General features: G+C 68.5%; 16 protein-coding genes and 1 pseudogene. 6 read left to right on the forward strand and 11 right to left on the reverse strand.

What is annotated here, in order from left to right; all coding sequences use genetic code 11:
• Nucleotides 1-2: 2 nt before the first annotated feature.
• From ACFWM2_RS24560 to ACFWM2_RS24600, 9 genes are all read right to left on the reverse strand, one after another.
• Complete coding sequence (locus tag ACFWM2_RS24560) at nt 3-377, reverse strand: CU044_2847 family protein (protein WP_383283690.1); 375 nt, start codon at nt 375-377, stop codon at nt 3-5.
• 222 nt (nt 378-599) lie between these two features.
• Complete coding sequence (gene obgE / locus ACFWM2_RS24565) at nt 600-2,036, reverse strand: GTPase ObgE (RefSeq protein ID WP_383283692.1); 1,437 nt, start codon at nt 2,034-2,036, stop codon at nt 600-602.
• A gap of 142 nt (nt 2,037-2,178) precedes the next feature.
• Complete coding sequence (rpmA, locus tag ACFWM2_RS24570) at nt 2,179-2,433, reverse strand: 50S ribosomal protein L27 (protein WP_383283694.1); 255 nt, start codon at nt 2,431-2,433, stop codon at nt 2,179-2,181.
• A 14-nt stretch (nt 2,434-2,447) separates the two neighbouring features.
• On the reverse strand, nt 2,448-2,768 hold the full coding sequence (rplU, locus tag ACFWM2_RS24575; RefSeq protein WP_006374708.1) for a 50S ribosomal protein L21: 321 nt from the start codon (nt 2,766-2,768) through the stop codon (nt 2,448-2,450).
• Between the two features lie 191 nt (nt 2,769-2,959).
• The gene (locus ACFWM2_RS24580; protein WP_383283697.1) at nt 2,960-4,312 is read right to left on the reverse strand and encodes a phospholipase D-like domain-containing protein; all 1,353 of its coding nucleotides are present in this window, start codon (nt 4,310-4,312) and stop codon (nt 2,960-2,962) included.
• Nucleotides 4,313-4,690: 378 nt separating this feature from the next.
• Nucleotides 4,691-8,815 (reverse strand): Rne/Rng family ribonuclease, encoded by a 4,125-nt coding sequence (locus tag ACFWM2_RS24585; RefSeq protein ID WP_383283699.1) that lies wholly within the window; start codon nt 8,813-8,815, stop codon nt 4,691-4,693.
• Nucleotides 8,816-9,060: 245 nt separating this feature from the next.
• Nucleotides 9,061-9,849, reverse strand: a complete 789-nt coding sequence (locus ACFWM2_RS24590; RefSeq protein ID WP_383283702.1) for a TIGR03936 family radical SAM-associated protein — start codon at nt 9,847-9,849, stop codon at nt 9,061-9,063.
• Between the two features lie 48 nt (nt 9,850-9,897).
• Entirely contained in the window at nt 9,898-11,121 is a 1,224-nt protein-coding gene (locus tag ACFWM2_RS24595; protein ID WP_383283704.1) for a hypothetical protein, read from the reverse strand.
• A gap of 143 nt (nt 11,122-11,264) precedes the next feature.
• Nucleotides 11,265-11,786 carry a hypothetical protein gene (locus tag ACFWM2_RS24600; protein ID WP_383283706.1) on the reverse strand — a complete coding sequence of 174 codons (522 nt, stop codon included), beginning with the start codon at nt 11,784-11,786 and terminating at the stop codon, nt 11,265-11,267.
• A 501-nt stretch (nt 11,787-12,287) separates the two neighbouring features.
• On the opposite strand from ACFWM2_RS24600, the gene ACFWM2_RS24605 reads away from it, so the two are divergent.
• Entirely contained in the window at nt 12,288-13,403 is a 1,116-nt protein-coding gene (locus ACFWM2_RS24605; RefSeq protein ID WP_383283708.1) for an acyltransferase family protein, read from the forward strand.
• Between the two features lie 87 nt (nt 13,404-13,490).
• On the opposite strand, the gene ACFWM2_RS24610 is transcribed toward ACFWM2_RS24605, so the two are convergent.
• Together ACFWM2_RS24610 and ACFWM2_RS24615 are read right to left on the reverse strand one after the other, a co-directional pair.
• Nucleotides 13,491-14,333, reverse strand: coding sequence for a hypothetical protein (locus ACFWM2_RS24610; RefSeq protein ID WP_383283710.1), 843 nt, complete (start codon nt 14,331-14,333; stop codon nt 13,491-13,493).
• A gap of 929 nt (nt 14,334-15,262) precedes the next feature.
• Nucleotides 15,263-15,565, reverse strand: a complete 303-nt coding sequence (locus tag ACFWM2_RS24615) for a hypothetical protein (RefSeq protein WP_383283712.1) — start codon at nt 15,563-15,565, stop codon at nt 15,263-15,265.
• A gap of 666 nt (nt 15,566-16,231) precedes the next feature.
• Between ACFWM2_RS24615 and ACFWM2_RS24620 the strand changes: the two genes are divergently transcribed.
• The 5 genes and pseudogenes from ACFWM2_RS24620 to ACFWM2_RS24640 form a co-directional block, all read left to right on the forward strand.
• A complete protein-coding gene (locus ACFWM2_RS24620) occupies nt 16,232-16,780 on the forward strand; it encodes a hypothetical protein (protein WP_383283715.1) in 549 nt (182 codons plus the stop codon).
• 630 nt (nt 16,781-17,410) lie between these two features.
• On the forward strand, nt 17,411-17,737 hold the full coding sequence (locus tag ACFWM2_RS24625) for a recombinase family protein (RefSeq protein WP_383283717.1): 327 nt from the start codon (nt 17,411-17,413) through the stop codon (nt 17,735-17,737).
• Nucleotides 17,712-18,032: a zinc ribbon domain-containing protein gene (locus ACFWM2_RS24630; protein ID WP_383283719.1), complete on the forward strand. Its 321-nt coding sequence runs from the start codon at nt 17,712-17,714 to the stop codon at nt 18,030-18,032. The genes ACFWM2_RS24625 and ACFWM2_RS24630 overlap by 26 nt, the downstream gene beginning before the upstream one ends.
• A 37-nt stretch (nt 18,033-18,069) precedes the next feature.
• Complete coding sequence (locus ACFWM2_RS24635) at nt 18,070-18,150, forward strand: hypothetical protein (RefSeq protein WP_383283757.1); 81 nt, start codon at nt 18,070-18,072, stop codon at nt 18,148-18,150.
• A 27-nt stretch (nt 18,151-18,177) separates the two neighbouring features.
• A pseudogene (locus tag ACFWM2_RS24640) lies at nt 18,178-18,576 on the forward strand (tyrosine-type recombinase/integrase); the annotation flags it as partial.
• Nucleotides 18,577-18,690 lie beyond the last annotated feature (114 nt).

Here is an 18,690-nt window from a genome sequence, read left to right on the forward strand (position 1 = left end):
GCTCAACTCACCTGCGGATTATCCCCAGTCGAGCCTCTCGGGTCACTCCTGTTCCAGGTCAGACTCACGGAGAAGTTGGCCTGGGTCGCGGTACTGGCGATGACCACGTCGGCCTCCGCCGACAGTGACACCCCGAACTCCAGCGTCATCTGGTCGGGTGCGTGGGCGAGTCCCCTGAACCGCCCGACGAAGCTGTCCGCCACGGGCCGTACGGTGTCCAGCATCTCGCCGAGCGACCGCTCGGCCCGGGCCACGGCACGTCCCCCGCGGCCGACCCTGACCAGCGACTCGTCCACCTCGCGGATCTGCACCCGCACGACCTCGCCGCTGCCGTCCCCCACCGGCACCTCGACGGTCCGCACACTCCGGTCGCTCATGGCATTCCCTCGTCCCTCGTCCCTCGGTGATGAGCTCCGCGGAGTTCACTGCGCCAGGGGCGGAGGCTCGCAGGAATCGTAGATCGCCACGCCACGAACGCGCCCCGGTCTCCGGCGAGTTGCCGCCCCCCTGCCGGCTGCCCGCCCCACGCGAGAACGCCCCGGCCCCCGAAACCGGGACCAGGGCGTTCTCGACGTCGACGCGAACCCGCGCCGTTCAGGCTAGAACGGCTCGAAGTCGTCGTACTCCTTCTCCGCCTCGTCCCGCTCCGCCTGCTTGTCACGGCGGCGCTGGGTGGCGGGACGCGGCGCGTCGAGGCGGTGGTCCTCGCCGCGGCGGCCGAGCATCTCCGCGCCGGCCATGACCGTGGGCTCCCAGTCGAAGACGACCGCGTTGTCCTCGGGGCCGATGGCGACGCCGTCGCCCGAGCGGGCGCCCGCCTTCATCAGCTCCGTCTCGACGCCGAGACGGCTGAGGCGGTCGGCGAGGTAGCCGACGGCTTCGTCGTTGCTGAAGTCGGTCTGGCGGACCCAGCGTTCGGGCTTCTCGCCACGGACGCGGAAGAGACCGTCCTCCTCCTGGGCCACGGTGAACCCGGTGTCGTCGACCGCCTTCGGGCGGATGACGATACGGGTCGCCTCCTCCGTGGGCTTGGCCGCGCGGAACTGGCCGACCAGGTCGGCGAGGGCGAAGGAGAGCTCCTTGAGGCCCGTGTGGGCCACCGCCGAGACCTCGAAGACCCGATAGCCGCGGGCCTCCAGGTCGGGGCGGACCATCTCGGCCAGGTCCTTGCCGTCGGGCACGTCGATCTTGTTGAGGACGACGAGACGCGGACGGTTGTCGAGGCCGCCGTACTGCGTCAGCTCCTCCTCGATGATGTCGAGGTCGGAGATCGGGTCACGCTCGGACTCCAGGGTCGCCGTGTCCAGCACATGGACGAGCACGGAGCAGCGCTCCACGTGGCGGAGGAACTCCAGACCGAGGCCCTTGCCCTGGCTCGCGCCGGGGATGAGCCCGGGGACGTCCGCGATGGTGTAGACGGTCTCGCCCGCCGTCACCACGCCCAGGTTCGGGACGAGGGTCGTGAAGGGGTAGTCCGCGATCTTCGGCTTGGCGGCGCTCAGCACCGAGATCAGCGAGGACTTGCCCGCGCTCGGGTAGCCCACCAGGGCCACGTCGGCGACCGTCTTCAGCTCCAGGACGATGTCCTGGAGGTCTCCGGGGACACCGAGGAGCGCGAAACCGGGGGCCTTGCGGCGCGCCGAGGACAGCGCAGCGTTGCCGAGGCCGCCACGGCCGCCCTGTGCGGCGACGTACGACGTGCCCTGGCCGACCAGGTCCGCGAGGACGTTGCCCGCCTTGTCCTGAATCACTGTGCCGTCCGGCACCGGCAGGATCAGGTCCTGCCCGTCCTTGCCGGACCGGTTGCCGCCCTCGCCGGGCTTGCCGCTGGTCGCCTTGCGGTGCGGGGAGTGGTGGTAGTCGAGCAGCGTGGTGACGGACTGGTCGACGACCAGGATCACGTCACCGCCACGGCCGCCGTTGCCGCCGTCCGGGCCGCCGAGCGGCTTGAACTTCTCCCGGTGTACGGAGGCACAGCCGTGGCCTCCGCTACCCGCGGCGACATGCAGCTCGACGCGGTCCACGAAGGTGGTCATGGTGGGGTGCCTCCAGCACTTCGATTACTTCGATCAGTTCGGTTGCGTACGGAATGTCTCCCGCACCACATCCAAGAACAACACGCGAAAGGCGGACCCACTTCCCGTGAGGGAAGTGAGGTCCGCCTCGCGAAAGAACCGGTCAGGCGACCGGGACGATCTTCACGACCTTGCGGCCGCGGTGGGTACCGAACTCCACCGCACCGGCGTCGAGCGCGAACAGCGTGTCGTCCTTGCCACGACCGACGCCCGTACCGGGGTGGAAGTGGGTGCCGCGCTGGCGGACCAGGATCTCACCGGCGTTGACGACCTGACCGCCGAAGCGCTTCACGCCGAGCCGCTGAGCATTGGAGTCGCGACCGTTCCGAGTGGACGATGCGCCCTTCTTGTGTGCCATCTCTCCTCAGTCCCTTACTTCGCAGCCGCGGGGATCTCAGTGACCTTGATCGCCGTGTACTGCTGGCGGTGGCCCTGACGACGGCGGTAACCGGTCTTGTTCTTGTAGCGAAGGATGTCGATCTTGACGCCCTTGTGGTGATCCACGATCTCGGCCTGGACCTTGATCCCGGCAAGCACCCACGGGTCGCTGGTCACGGCGTCGCCGTCGACAACGAGCAGGGTCGAGAGCTCGACCGTGTCGCCAACCTTGGCAGTGGAAATCTTGTCAACCTCAACGATGTCGCCGACAGCAACCTTGTGCTGGCGACCACCGCTGCGCACGATGGCGTACACGCGGATCTCTCTCTCGCTCGGAACGGAACCCCCGCAGTCCAGCCGCGCGAGCGGCCTCTCCCTGGCGCGGAACGCCGGGAGGAAAAGGGTTTACGGGGATGCGGCGTTTCAAAGGACACGCCGACGGTCCAGGTTACGGGGCCGCGGCCGAAGGGGTCAAACCGGGCCGGGCCCCGTGACTGTGCCGACCGTCACGTCGTCGGCTTCTCACCGTCGTCCGGGAGCGGCTTCACGCCCTTGCACAGGTCGGTGGTGTCCTTGGTGCCGGGGTACGCCACCTTGGTCACGCGGTCGAAATGGACCTTGTACATGTCGTGCACGGCGTCGTCGTCGACCTTCACGATCGACTCGTCGTTCTCGCGCAGTGCGGGCCCGGTGTAGTTCCCGGAGCCGGTGAAGCTGACCTTGTTCTGCACGCCGTCGTACATGCCGTCGATCAGGATGTACTTGGAGTGGATGATGAACGGCGTCGCCAGCTTCTGGCCGGGGTTCAGCGGGTCCCGGTCGTCGTTGTAGCAGCGCACCGAGGGGCCGCCGGTGGTGTGCAGCTTCTCCCAGGTGCCCTTGGTGCCGCCGGAGCTCTTGGCGCTGTCCGTCTCGGCGTACACGATGCTCACCGAGCAGCCCGCCTTCTGCAGCGAGACCAGCTTCTCGGCGATCGCCATCCGGGTCAGCTTGAAGATCGCGACGCGTACCTTGGTCTTCTGCGTGACGCCCGCGGTGTCCTTGTACGTGCACTGGACGTTGTTGAGCACCGAGTAGACGGTGTCGGTGTCCCGGGTGTTGCCGTCCCGCGGGAAGAAGTACGCCTTGTACAGGCCGTTGCTGACCGTCCGGTAGTTCCAGGACGCCCAGTCCTTGGCGACCATCGTGTCGAAGTAGTCCGAGTACGCGTCGTACATCGTCGGGTTGTTCGGCAGCAGCAGCGCGTCGTTGAAGAAGCGCGTGTGCGCGGACGGCGTCGAGTTCGACGTCGTCTCGACGACCACGTTCGTGGCGCCCTGCACCGCGGAGAACAGCCAGAACTTGTTGTGCATGATCGACTGCCCGAACTTCGGGTCACCGAGGCACGACTTGTTCGCCGGGCAGGTGCTGACGTACGAGCCCTTCGTACGGTCCGTGCCCAGCGCGGTGGCCAGCGTGCTGTACGACGTGTTGGTCGGGCGGTCGCTCACGCTCGACTCGTCGAGCAGGATCTGGACGTTGACCCCGCGGTTCTTGGCGTCGACGAGCGCGTTGACGACCGTCGTCTCCCAGACGTGGTAGACCGCGACCTTGATGGTCGAACCGGGCAGTGCGGCATTGGCCAGTTCGACCAGCCGGGTGCGGATCGCGTACTGCTGATCCGTGGTCCCCAGCGGGTCGTTGAAGATCGGCCCCTCGGTCCAGGTCGGGTTGCCCACGGCATCCGCGGTGCCCGCGGCCGTCACCGCCTGCACTCCCGCCGCGGACAGCACCGTCGCCAGCGCGACAGCCTGGCGTCCTCCCTTGACCGGCTTCACAGCGCGGTGTCGCCCCGTGCCCGTCAGGCGCACGCGCGCCATGAAAATCCCCTCCCCTGACACGAGCCGGCGTTCTCCCCAACGCGGCCCGCGTGTTCTTACGTGTGACTGCATGAGTTTTACATGTAGCTGATCGTGTTCCAAGAGGCGGGGGCTGGTTGGGGGGACACAGGTGCCCATGAAACGGATCATGACGGCACAAAGAGATCCGCCCGAAGCGCCCCTGAGCCGCTCCGGACCGCAGGGAAGCACCCCGAGCCGCTCCGTGGATCACCGGTGAACCGGCGTCCTGTTCACCGCTTCCCGCCCCAGGAACCCCCACGACCGCTCGCGCCGCGCACACAAATGAACACCCCCCTTCCGGTGGCTGGTCAGCCGCCGGAAGGGGGGTGCCGGGTCGGGGCGCTGGCCCCGGTCGACTCAGCCCTCGTCGGTGGAGGCCGTGACGGTGGGCAGGGTCTGCTCCGCCGCCGCGGTCTTCTTCGACGTCGACTTGGCGGCCGTCTTGGTGGTCGCCGCCTTCTTGGCCGTCGTCTTCTTGGCGGCCGTCTTCTTGGCCGCGGTCTTCTTGGTGGCGGCCTTCTTCGCGGTCGCCTTCTTGGCCGTCTTACGGGCCGTCTTCTTCGCCGGTGCCGACTCCTCGCCCTCGGCGGTGTCCCCGGCCGGTGCGGACGCCTCGGCGGCCTCCGGCGCGGACGCCTCCGTCGCAGCCGACGGGACGACCGTGACGGCCGCCTCCTCGGACGCGGTGGGCGCGGTCGCCTTGCGGACCGCACGACGCCGCTGACGGGCCGGAGCGGCGCTCTCGGCGGGCGTCTCGGCCTGCTCGCCGGCCGGCGAACCGGTGACGGACTCAGGGGCCGGCTCGGCGACGGGCTCCGGCTTCGGCTCGGCCGCCTCCGGCGCGGACGCCGCGACGGTCACCGCTCCGGCCTCGTCGGCCGCCTTGGGCGAACCGGCCGGGGCCGACACCTTGCGCGTGGCGCGACGGCGGGTACGGCCCTGCGGAGCGGCCTCCTCCTGTACGGGGGCCGCGGGGGCCTCCTGCACCGGAGCCGCGGCCTCGGGCGCCTCGACGACCGGGTCCTCGACGGCCATGGGCTCCGCCTCGGCGGCCTCACGGGACTTCGGAGCGCGCTCCTCGCCACGCGAGCGGGGAGCCCTCTCCTCGGCCCGCGGCGTACCTGCCGGAGCCGACGCACGCCGGGTCGCCCGGCGCCGCGAACGGCCGCCCCGGGACGCGGCGGCCTCCGCCTCGGCGGCACTGCCGTACAGCTCCTCGTCCGGGGTGAACTCCGGCGCGGGCAGCGCGGCCGGTGCGGCGGCCTCGGCAGCCACCTCGGCCTCGCTCTCGATGTCCGGCTCCACCATCTCGGCGGCCTCGTGCTCGTGGACGTGTCCGTCACCGCCACGGCCGCGCTTCTTGCGCTTGCCGCCGCCCCCGGTGGAGGTCGGCTGCTCCATGTGCACGATGACACCGCGGCCGTTGCAGTGGACGCAGGTCTCGGAGAAGGACTCCAACAGGCCCTGGCCGACGCGCTTGCGCGTCATCTGCACGAGGCCCAGCGAGGTCACCTCCGCCACCTGGTGCTTCGTACGGTCGCGCCCGAGACACTCGAGCAGGCGCCGCAGCACCAGGTCCCGGTTGGACTCCAGGACCATGTCGATGAAGTCGATGACGACGATGCCGCCCAGGTCGCGCAGCCGCAGCTGACGCACGATCTCCTCGGCCGCCTCCAGGTTGTTCCTGGTCACGGTCTCTTCGAGGTTGCCGCCCTGGCCGGTGAACTTGCCGGTGTTGACGTCGATCACGACCATGGCCTCGGTCTTGTCGATCACCAGCGACCCGCCGCTGGGCAGCCAGACCTTCCGGTCCAGCGCCTTCATCAGCTGCTCGTCGATCCGGTACGTCGCGAAGACGTCGACCTCGGAGGTCCACTTCGAGAGACGGTCGCTCAGGTCGGGCGCCACGTGGGCCACGTAACCGTGGATGGTCTCCCAGGCCTCGTCACCGCTGACGATGACCTTGGTGAAGTCCTCGTTGAAGATGTCGCGGACGACCCGGACGGTCATGTCCGGCTCGCCGTAGAGCAGCGTGGGCGCGTTCGAACTGCCGCCGCTCTTCGCCTTCTTCTGGATGTCCTCCCACTGCCCCTGCAGCCGCTCGACGTCACGGCGCAGCTCGTCCTCGCTCGCACCCTCGGCGGCGGTGCGCACGATGACGCCCGCGTCGTCGGGGACGATCTTCTTGAGGATGGTCTTCAGCCGTGCGCGCTCGGTGTCGGGGAGCTTGCGGCTGATGCCGGTCATCGAGCCCTCGGGCACGTAGACCAGGTAGCGGCCGGGCAGCGAGACCTGGCTGGTGAGGCGGGCGCCCTTGTGACCGATCGGGTCCTTCGTGACCTGCACGAGGACCGACTGGCCGGACTTCAGGGCGGATTCGATGCGGCGCGGCCCGTTGGCCATGCCCAGCGCTTCGAAGTTGACCTCACCGGCGTACAGGACGGCGTTGCGGCCCTTGCCAATGTCGATGAACGCGGCCTCCATGGACGGCAGCACGTTCTGGACCTTGCCCAGGTAGACGTTGCCGACGTACGAGGTCGCCTGCTCCTTGTTGACGTAGTGCTCGACGAGCACGTTGTCTTCCAGGACGCCGATCTGGGTGCGCTCGCCGCTCTGGCGGACGACCATCACGCGCTCGACGGCCTCACGGCGGGCCAGGAACTCGGCCTCGGTGATGATCGGGACGCGACGGCGGCCCTGCTCACGCCCTTCACGACGGCGCTGCTTCTTGGCCTCGAGACGCGTCGAGCCCTTGATGGACTGCACCTCGTCGCTCGGGTGCTCGTCCTTCTTGCGGGGCTCGCGGACCTTCACGACCGTGCGCTCGGGGTCGCCGTCGCCCGGCTCGCCCTCGGGGCCGGAGTCACCGGCGCGACGCCGACGGCGCCGACGGCGACGGCTGCTGCTGGAACCACCCTGCTCGTCGCGCTCGTCCGCCTCCTCGGCGTCCTCCTCGACCTGCTCGGCGGTGTCCTCGGCGTCCTGCGCGGCCTGCTCGGCGGAGAGCTCGTCCTCGCCCCCGTCGAGGTCGGAGTCGCCCGCGTCACCACGGCGACGACGGCGGCCACCGCGGCGGCGCCGACGACGGGAGCCGGTGTCCTCGGAGTCGTCACCCTCGGCGGCGTCCTCCGCGGACTCGTCCTCGTCGACGCTCTCCTCGGGCTCGGGCCGGGACTCGGGTGCGGCCTGCGGGGTCTCCGCCGCGGGCTCGGCCTCGGCGGCCCGCCGACGCCGGCGACGACGCCCTCCGGTCGCCTCCTCGGCGACCTCGGCGGCCTCCACGGGCGTGGGCTCCTCGATCTGCTCCGGCTCCGGTGCCGGCTCGTCCGCCGCCTCGGCGGCAGCCGCGGCAGCGGCCCGCTCCGGCGTCTGGAACATCGGCTCGGTGAAGACGGGGGCCTGGAAGACGGCCACGGCGGGGCGCGCGGGACGCCGCCCGGACTCGCCCTCGGACTTCCTGGGGGCCGGCGCGGAGAATCCGGCGGCGGCCTTGCGGGTGGCGCGGCGGCGGCCACGACGCGGTCCGCCGTCCTCCTCGGTCTGATCGGCCTCGGCCGGCTCCTCCGATACGGCGGCGGGCGCCTCGACGGGCTCGGCAGGCCGGCTCTCGCTGGTCACGGGCGCCTCCACACGCTCGTCGGCGGCACCCTCGGGAGCGGACCCGCGCCGAGTGGCACGACGGCGGCTACGGCGGGGGGCGGCTTCCTCGGCCGACTCCGCCGGCTCTTCGGCCGGCTCGTCGGCGGGGGCCGTCTCCTCGGCAGCCACGGGCGCGGGGGCCTCGACGACCGTCTCGACGGCCTTGGCCGCACCGGCGGGCGCGGACGCACGACGACGCGTACGACGGGCGGGGGCGGCTTCCTCGACGGGAGCCGGGGTGTCAGTGACCGTGTCGGTCGGGGCGCTCGCGGGCGCTGCCACGATCTCGGCCGCCTCGGCGGGGGCCGTCGCGGCCTCGGGCGCGGACACGCGCCGAGTGGCACGACGCCGGCCGCGGCGCGGGGCACCGTCCTCGGCGTCGGTGGCCTCGACGGGCTCGGCGGCGGACTCGGTGGCCAGGGCGGCCGCGGGCTCCGCGGCGACGGCGGCCACGACGGTCTCCGGCTCGCCGACGGCGCCCTCGGGAGCACCGGCGGGCGCGGACACGCGCCGAGTGGCACGACGGCGGGCCCGGCGCGGAGCGGCGTCCTCGGCCGGCTCCGCGGACTCCGTGACGTCCGAAGCAGCAAGCGCCTCGTCCGTCTCGTCCGCCTCATCCGTCACGGACTGGTCGGTGATGTTCTCGTCCGCGACGAGGTCGGCGGACGCCACGGCCGGTATGGCCGGCGCGGTGGTCTCGGCCGCGGCCTCGGAGGCGGCGGTCGGGGGCCCCGCAGGACGCGACGCGGCGCGGCGGCGGCGCCGCGGCGGCAGGGTGTCGCTGGGGGTGTCGTTGGTGTCGGAGCCCGTGGACGGCTCAGTGGGTTCGGTCGGCTCGAGCATGCGGGTGGATCTCCCGTCAGGCTCCCGGGCGCCGCGCCTGGTCCGGCAGTGCCGGTGACGTCCGCGGCTCGCGCGATGCGCGGTGCCGCCGTCCGGGGCGCGGGCGCCGCACGGGAGCTCTCTGTGTCCTGTCTCGCCGGTTCCGTACGCCATGTGTGCGTACGGCCTGGCGAAAGTCTTCTGGTGGGTGCGCTGCCCGACCCAGGTGGCTCCCGAGTACGAGGGCGGCGCTACGGCGTGCGTCCTTACGCGGGACCTTCCGGCACCGGCGCCTTCGCGGCGGCAGTGGGAGCGTCCCCTGGGAAAACAGCTGGGGTCGCCGCTGCCTCGCGGTCGGGCGCGAGCGGGTCGGTCACCGTGCCTGTCTCTTCATCGAACAGCCCCTGCGCCAGCCTGGTCACCGCTGCGGTGACCGGCGGCGCCAGGTCGGCCACGGCGCGGAGACCGGACAGGACGTCGTCGGGTCGTACGGCAGGCGTCACGTGCCGAACAACCAGGCGCAGTATCGCACAGGCCTGGTCGGTCGGCATATCAGCCTGTGGATCGAGCGTCTCAAGGCTTGCGACGGCGGAGCGGGCGTCGAACGTCCGCATGCCGTTCTTGGTCCTGCGCTGGACCTCGACGGTGTCGGCCGTCATGAAGGCCAGCGCGGCGCGTTCCGCCTCCGCCGGGTCCACGCCGTCGAGGCGCAGCTCCCACACGGATGCGGTGAGCCGGTCGGCGAGTCCCGAGGTACGGGCCTCCACCGCCTCGATGATGTCGAGCCCGGCGGGCAGCGACTCATCGAGGAGCTCACGCAGCTTGTCCGGGTCACGCGCTTCGGTGAGCGCGATCTCCAGGTACTCCGCCTCACTGCCCGTGCCGGTGGGTGCGGCATTGGCGTACGACACCTTCGGGTGTGGCGTGAACCCCGCCGAGTACGCCATCGGCACCTCGGCACGGCGCAACGCACGCTCGAGAGCACGCTGGAAGTCACGGTGGCTGGTGAACCGGAGGCGGCCGCGCTTGGTGTAGCGCAGTCGGATGCGCTGCACCGCGGGTGCGGGCGGCGGGCCTTCGGGCTGTCGCTTGCCCAGTGTCGTTCAGTCCTTCGTGAGAGCGGTCGTACTACTACCTAGAGTACGTGTCTCACCGCTTCCTGGTTCCCGCCGGGCGACAGGGCGAGGTTCCCGGCGGGATTCCGGCCCGGATTCCGAGGGGGGTTCCGGGCGAGATTCCAAGCGGGGTTCCGGGCGGGCGCCGAAGAGCATCCGGCGGAAGTCCGCGCGGGCCTGCCGGGCGGATTCCCGGGCCGCGCCCATCGCCTGCCGCGTCACCCTTCCCACACTGCGCGCGGCCTCCGCCGCGGGCTTCAGGACCGCGTCCCGGATCACGTGCCCGACCGGCGTGAGCACCGTCCGGTACGCCCAGCGCACCGGCTCCACGAAGATCCACCGGAAGAGTCGCCCGAGGAACCGTCCGACGGTCAGCGAGATGTACCCGGCGATGCGCCAGGCGTGCCCGAGGGCGTCGCCGATCTCCCGGCCGATAACGGCGAGGACCCGGCCCACGGGCACGAGGACCCAGCGCCACAGGGCGAGCGCGGGCAGCACGAACAGGATGCGGAGCGTCCAGTAGAGCGCGACGCCGATGCCGGTGAAGAACAGTTCCACGAGCCGGGCGATCCCCCGGGCGGCCCAGGCGATCCCCCGGCCCACGGGCGCGAGCACCCAGGTGTACAGCCACCTCGCCGGTACGACGATCAGATACCGCCCCAGCCAGGCGACGGCCGAGTAGACCCCGAGCCCGACGGCCGCGAGCACCGTCCCGATTCCCCGGACCAGCCAGGCGATCCCGTGCCCGAGAGGTGTGAGCAGCCGCGTGTACAGCCAGGCGAGCCCGAGACCGATACCGGCGAAGATCCAGGCGAGGCCGGCGCCGATCCCCCGCGCCAGCCAGGCGATCGCGTGCCCGAGGGGCGTCAGCACCCGCCGGTACAGCCACACCAGGGGTACGACGAGCAGTACGTGCCCGAGCCACCCGAGCGCCTTGCCCACCGGCACGACGACGTACCGCCACACCATCAGCAACGGCCAGACGAACACCGCCCACGCCACCCACGCCAGCGCCCGCCCCACCGGACGCAGCACGGTGTCCCGCAGGAACCGTCCCCCGACGACCAGCGCGTCCCACACCATCCGCACCGGCACCACCAGCACGAGCACCACGATGCGCACCGGCACGCGAATCGCGACGGCGAGGCACCCCTCGGCCTGCGGAGCCCCCCGCTCGACCGGCTGCCCCTCAGACCGCTTCTCCAGATCCATACCGAGGTAGACGCCCCGCCGCCCCCTTCGGATGCACGCCCCGAACCGCCGACGCCAAGTCGTGTCCTCCCGGGAGCCGGCTACGGGAGTGAGCGTTCGCCCGGACTCGACGACGCGGAGGCGACTGAAGACCGTACGGGCCCTCAGCCCAAGTGAGTTGAGTGGTCCGGCCGGACGGCGTTTGCCCATCCCACCGAGAGGCCCCAGGAGCCAGTGGTTCTGGAAGTGACCGAGAGGGCCACCTTCTTGTGCCCCTCCCTGAGAGCGACCTCGTTGTACTGCCCCGGGTCGCCGTTCCGGCATTCGACGGTGTAGCTCACGAAAGAGCCGACATTGACATCGACGGTGCCGGAGCCCGAGCAGATCACCGCGACCTCCAGAGTTCCCGGTTCAATCCTGGGGATGTCCGAGAACCTGCGGGACCCGGCCTGTGCGCCCGACGAGACGAAGGTCCTCTGCGCATCCGGGAGTTGCGGCGAGGCGAGCGGCTCTTCGCCCCCGGAAGCACTGCGGGAAGCGCCCCCGGCCGGCACACCTCGGACCGCCGAAGGCTTCGCCGATGCAGGGCCTTTCGTCGCCGCCGCATGATCCTTGGTCGCTGCCGCACTGCTGCACCCCGTCAGAACGAGCAGCGCAACCGGCACAACCGCCCTTGCCCGTCCCACGTTTACCACCTATGTGAAAAGCAGCTGGTCAGTCTCTCGATCATGGAGGGTACCGATCATTGACCGCGGCCGATGCCCGCCGACTGGTTCACCGCCAGTGGTAAAGCGACGACACGCCGCCGCCAGGCCGACAGGAACTCCATCCGCGCATCTACGTCTCAGGTGCCGAACAGGGCCTCGCCCCAAGTGAGTTGATCGGTGCCGCCGACGCCCGGCGTGCTCGCCCTTCGCAGCATCGCGTCGGCGTTCACCCTTGAACGGCGTGGCCAAACGCAACGTATCAGTCACTGTGAGTGGGCACCGGATCGCCGGTGCACTACCAGGGAACGCAGGGATTGGCGTGTGCGCGGCTGCTCCAGGTGGCGCCGGGCAGCGATCGCCGAGGCGTGGGCCACGTGTCGCAGGCACGGCGCCCAGAGAAAGGTCCGGACGATCTCAGTGAATTCGAGTCCTACCGTCATCACCACTCTCGACTTACCCGCCCCGGCAGGGAAAGGGGGCGTGGCACGCGAGTTACACGCAGGACAGCAAGTGCCGGGCCTTGACGGCCTCCGCGGCCTGGCCGCACTCTACGTAGCCCTGTTTCACTGCTGGCTTTACACATTCCCGGGATACCCCAACAGCTCGGCCCCATGGTGGCTGGACGGGCTGACGTTCGGCCGCCTCGCCGTTGTCTTCTTTCTGGTGCTTTCCGGTTTCTCCCTGGCCATCTCTCCGGCGCGTAACGGCTGGCAGCTGGGCAGCGCTGTTCGCTTCCTGCGCCGACGCGCCTGGCGCATCCTGCCTCCATACTGGGCGGCGCTCGCGCTGAGCTTGATCATTGCTCGATGCGTGGTACCGGCTTCACACTTCGGACCACCCACCGTCAAGTCAATTCTGGTGTACGGCCTCGTTTCCCAAGACCTGTTCACCGCACCGACACCGAACGGCGCATTCTGGTCGATCGGCGTGGAAGCAGAGCTCTATCTCGCCTTTCCCTTCCTCCTCTTTGCCCGGCGGCGCCTGGGTGCCCTGGTGCTGGTTGCGGGCGTGACACTCCTGGCGGTCGCCCGCGGCCTGATGGCGGCAAACGCGACTCCGGTGGAGGGCGACAACTGGCTCGCCCCGAACCTCGCCCCTGTTTTCGCTGCCGGCTTGGTGGGCGCAGGAGTTGTCGTTGCATCGCACAGGATCCAACGCCTGCCATGGCATTGGCTCGCCGCCTTGGCCGCCCTGCCGGTCCTGGCTGTCGTCGCCATCAGGGGTTCAGCCTGGACGGTGAACCATTATTTTTGGGTGGATCTCGCCATTGCGCCCGCCATGACGATGCTGCTTGCCGCGATTTCCACAGGAAGACCCGCCTTTCTCACCAGGCTCCTGACCACGCGGCCCATTCGCAGTCTCGGCAACTTCTCCTACAGCCTCTACCTCATCCATCTGCCGATCGTCATGACCGTCATCAGGCGAATCGCCCCGAAGTTCGTATCGCCCGGCCTGCCCACGTTCTGGTTCACTCTCGTTCTGGCACTGCCCGCTTCGGTGCTGGGAGCATGGCTGTTCGCCCAGATCTTCGAGATGCCCTTCAAGCGAAACAGATCCTGGAAATCAATGCTGGCACTGGGCCACACCACCCCGTAGAGCACCGGTCAGATCCACGGTCTCGCGCGGGTCCCCTGCCGAACCCCAGGAGGATCCGAGAACTCGCCCCAAGGGCCAGTAGCCGATTCATGGAAACACGTATTCCACGCGTATTCCTTCTTGCTCGGGCAGAACGATGACCAGGGGGTGGTCGTAGGTCCATCCACTCGGCACGAGGAAGAGTTTCCCGTCGGCGTAGGCGACAAGCTTCAGTCCCTCGTATCGATAGCGATAAGCCCCAGGCGATTCGAACACGGTGGGCCGGACGCCAGGAGCGCCGTACAAGCGAAGATCCTTGTCGCTGAACACGGTCACGCTCGTCCGTCCGGCCAGACTGGAGGCGAAACTCTGGGCAGCACCCCTCCCTTGGATTTGGGCGAACGTACCAGCCGTCCAGAAGACCAACAGGACGATGACCCCCAGGGCGTAAGTGCTCATCGAAATGCTCCAGGTGACCCATCGATATCCGGAAGCCTCCTGGTCGCCGTCTTCCTCTTCGTGTTCTTCGTCTACTCCACTCCCTTCCGTTCTCGACCAAAGGGAACCGCTCCAACAAGTCAGCAGGACTCCGATGGTGAGTGAGGCAGGCAACCCCAGTTCCCACCAACCGGGCGAAAGTCGGGTAAGGGTCCATGCGCAAAGAGGCGCAACTGCCACCGTCGACAAAAGTCCCAGACATGCCCACCGACGAAGCCTTGGCCTGCCCGCGAAAAGGTGTACCAGCACGGGATCGGCAATCCGCCAGATCAGTCCCAGGGCGGCCGCGATCAACAGGGGGTCGAACAGAGCGGGGACACTGCTCAGCACGTATCCCTGGACCGACGAATTGAGCTGGCTCTCGGCATAGCCGAGATAGTCGGAGAACGCTTGGTTCCTTTTCCAACCGAAGTAGAAGAGCAGTGCCGCCAGCAGCGACAACTGCGCCGCCACGGCCGCCCCCGCTTGCAGAAGGAACGATCGGACGGACGTGCTAGCAGCCGGCATAGCCGCCACCCGTACCGGATCCGACGTAGAGGTTCGCGCTCGGATTGGCGCGGTGCAGTCTCACCAATTCACTGAGCAGCATGTACCCATTGCGCTCATAGCAGCCGGCGTTCGGCATCCCCCCCGAGGACGAGAGTGCATTGTAGGAATCCTCGGCGACGCCCCAGCCGGGCCGGCCGTCAGGAGTCACGGCGGGACAGGCGGCTCTGAGGCCTTGCAGCAGAACGGCCAGATCGCCCTGTGCCCCGGAGTCCGTCACCTTGTCACATTCTTTGTATACGAGACTCACGTACCAGTCGGAGGAGGATGCGCGGAGAACGGACTCCGCTGGCGTCGAACTATTTGGCGACGGTGTAGAAGTCGAGGGTGAGGGGGGGGCCGACTGGGTTGGGCCGAACCCGGGCCAACTCACCCCGACGGATGGGCGCTTTCCCGTATTCGTCGAACGGCTGGGAACCACGGTGCCGGTCTGCGTGCGAGTCACCTCCGCTCCCGAAGGCTTGTCCGATCTTTCCGCCGTTACTGTGGGCTCCTTCGTCTGACGATCACTTACTGGAGCCCCACAGCCCACAGCCATAACAAGCACGCCCGCTGAAATCAGCGCCACTAATCGCGATGGTCCCGTGATGCGGTCCAATGAATTGCCCCCTCCCGGTAACGGCACATCGGCCGACCGGTGGGGGGATTATGACCCTGCCGGAGGGGCGGGGGAAGGGGATTCCGCGTTGTGGGCCGGATTCGTCCAGGCGCGCTTCGACCATCGCCGTACCACGGTGTGGCGCAGACGTTATGTGATCACCCTTGCGCCCGCGCCGTCCGATCGAGCAGGGCATAGCGGTGGCCGGTGAGCCTGTGCTGTCATGTGACCCATTTGGTCACCGGACAGTGACACCAGGAATCAGTGCAACCAGCCCAGAGACGAAGCTGCCTACTGCTGCGAGCGTGACGAGGGCTGCTTTGCCGTCCGAGAACAGCCCAGAACTGAACTCGCGCACTCGCCGCCGAAAGATCAGCATCTTGAGCTTCTGCCACCGGTGCTGATGGATATGGCAGCCCATGAGGATGCCGGTCGCGTTGTTGCGGCAGCCGTCGACCCGCCCCCGGACCGGAGCCCCGCAGGTCACCGGAGCTTGAAAGAACGACCAGAGGAGCACAGCGGCGGACAGGGTGATGATCACTACAGGTCCGGCAGCTCCATTGATCCACGCGGCTATGAGTAGAGCGCCGGCCAAGACGCCCCACCACCGCCCAAGTCCGCCAAGCACACTGCTACTTGCCCCCGAAGTCGCCATGTCTGTAATCGTGGCGACGGGCGTGGCAAGTCATGCCGTCAGCGGGCCGTATGACCGAAACGGGACCCAGGACGGCTGATGTTCTGCGCAGCCACGTCACCTGAACGACGCGCGAACCGGCTCTGCCGCCTGACTCGCGGTCGGCAGCACAACGGTTGGATACGTGTAGGCGGTCTGGTACGGCGAGGCGCCCTTGAAGTCAGACGTCGCAGTCTTCGTCAGGTCAGCGCAGATGCCGCCGGTGGCGTGAGTGTGCGGCCCGCAGAAGGTCTTTCCTCCACGGGCCACCGCCGGTGATACCAATGCAGGCTGGCGCGCCCCTCCATCGCAGCAGACCAGCCAGGGCCTCAGCGATACGAATCAACGCCTCGCCACCTCAGTGGCTGTGCCCAACCCCCGCCGGCTTGTTGATCGTCAGCGGCAGCAACTTCTTGCCCGTCGGGCCGATTTGGATGGACGTGTCCATCTGCGGCCAAGGCAACACTGACACTGGGCACGGATGATCCGATGGGCCATGCTGCTCACAGACCGTCGACTGCACGGGGGGATGCAGTGTTTCTGGATCAGCTGGCCACTCTCTTGAGCGTGGCGGTCGGTGCGGCTGGCTCGTACACCGCGACGGCTCTGACCGAGCGGGCACGGTGGCGGCGAACACAAGCCGAGCGCTGGCACGAGAAGAAGTTCGACGTGTACGCGCAGTATGGCAATGCACTCAAGGAACAGATCTGGATCACCCAACGTATCGGCGCTGCGCTGGGGTACGCCCACGTCGTGGATCCGCTGGAGCCCATCGAAGGATTGCGCCTACTCGCCGACGCCGAAGCGCGCCGGTCCACGCGGTGGGAGTCGGTACTCCTCGTCGGCGACGCCGAGACCGTCGCAGCCGCGCGGTCATGGCACGAGGCAATCTGGACCCTGGAGCTGCATGTGCGAGAACAGAGGCAAGACGCGGAGGGATGGACCCGCGACTCACAGCGAGTCAGCCAGAAACGCGACGCCTTCTATACCTCTGCCCGACGCGACCTGGGGGTCACTGGGCCCCCACCGCCATCCGGGAACTGGCCCCGTGAATGGCAACAGCAGGACCGAACTGCCGGCTGAGCACATGGACCAGGCCGAAGTTCGGCCACGCAGCGCCTCAAAGACCAAGTTCAGCGCTTCGTGGACTCAGACCCATTCCACCTCGGAGTGAACAGTCGAAGAGCCTCCAGGCGGCGGCAGAGGCGTTCTCGGCGCCTCCCGCACGACCACCCGCCGCCCACTCTGCGCACCGAGCACCCTCAGGACAGCAGCCACCTCTTCCTCGCCGCCGTCCCCGAGGGCCTACACGATCCGCCCCAACGCCTCACTCACGTCAGTGCGTGTGACCGCTGGTCGCAGCGTCCTTCTTGACCGTCAGCGGCAGCAACTTCTTGCCCGTCGGGCCGATTTGGATGGACGTGTCCATCTGCGGCCATATAGAAACGCCTCCAAAACCAGCCCTACCGTCATAGACGTGAGGGAACAACAACGACAGGTGCGGCGGCCGACCAGGGAAGGGCTCCGTCGCGAGCGCGAGGACAGCCGCGGATCTAGCCTTCTGAAGGAACTGAACAGAGCAGAGACGTTCTTGCCCGACGACCCCCGCAGGGCCTGCTGCCTGCGGGGCTATCTGTCCTTACTCGCAACACGAGGTAAACGGTCCGGCAGGAGCTCGATCTGCGCATGCTCGCCAGGGAGTGAGGGTGCCGAGTGGTCGGTGTCGCCGGCGGCTTGAACGTGTCGGCTACTAAGGTCCCGCTCTGGAAGCGACAGGAGTTCGGGGACTGGCTCAACAACCGAGTGCCGGAGTTCGACGTACTGCTCTTCTGGAAGCTCGACCGCTTCATACGGCGACTCCCGGATCTCAGCACCATGATCGACTGGTGTCTCAGGTACGGAGAGAACCTGATCTCGAAGAACGGCTCCATCGATCTGACGACCCCTGCCGGAAGATCATGGTCACGATCGTTGGCGGCATCGCCGAAATCGGGAGTTCGAGAGCCTTCAGGAAGTGCCGAACCGACGCAGGAAGGATGAGCCCGCCCGCAGCCTCGGTGGCGCAACCCAGTTCCTCGGCGTCCTGGTCTGCGACGACTGCGGTACCAACATGACGGTGCACAAGACGGCACCCAAGGGCAGGGCGTATGCGTATCTGCGGTGCGGCGAGTGCAAGGCCGGAGGGCTCGGCGCTCCCCACCCGGAAGACATCTACAGCAAGCTCGTCGACGACGTCCTGAAGGTTCTGGGTGACGAGCCGGTCATGACGCGCGAGTACCGGCAAGGCGCCGTAGCACGTAAGGAGCGGGAGCGTCTCGAAGACTCCGTCAGCTAAGTATCAGCAGCTCGGCCTGGTCCACTTCCACGCCGTCATCCGACTCGACGACCCCGATAGCACCCACCAGGCCCCGCCCTTGTACGCCACCGTCGACCAACTCACCGACGCCGTATGAGCCGCCACCGATCAGGTCCACCAAGACAGGGCCTCCGAGCGCCGCGCTGCTCTCCCGCCTCGCTGACTCCATTCGCTGAAGCAGCGCCACGAACAGCAGCAGCGCGAGCGCGAGGCAGCAGGCACCGAGTGGCGTCAGAACGGGTACGTGTTCACCACGCCGCGGGGCCGCGCGATCGACCCGGCCAACCTCACGCGCCCCTTCACCATGCTCCTCCGCAAGGCCGGCGTCCGCCGCATCCGTTTCCACGACCTCCGGCACTCAACCGCCACCTTGCTCCTGGAGCAGGGGGTTGAGCTGGTGGTGATCAAGGAACTCCTCGGCCACGCCCACATCGGCGTCACAGCCACCGTCTACGCGCACGTCCGGCTCCATCTCCAACGCGACGCTATCGACATCCTCAGCCACGCCCTCAACCGCCCCTGACACACGTACGGCAACGGGGGTGGGGGGAAAAGGGGGGGTACCGACCATTTCCTTGCTCTCCTCCCTCCCCCCAGAAAAAATCCCCCTCGGTGTTTACCCCAAGGGGGGACCCCT

It is taken from the genome of Streptomyces sp. NPDC058371 (assembly GCF_042723265.1).
Taxonomy (GTDB): Bacteria; Actinomycetota; Actinomycetes; order Streptomycetales; family Streptomycetaceae; genus Streptomyces.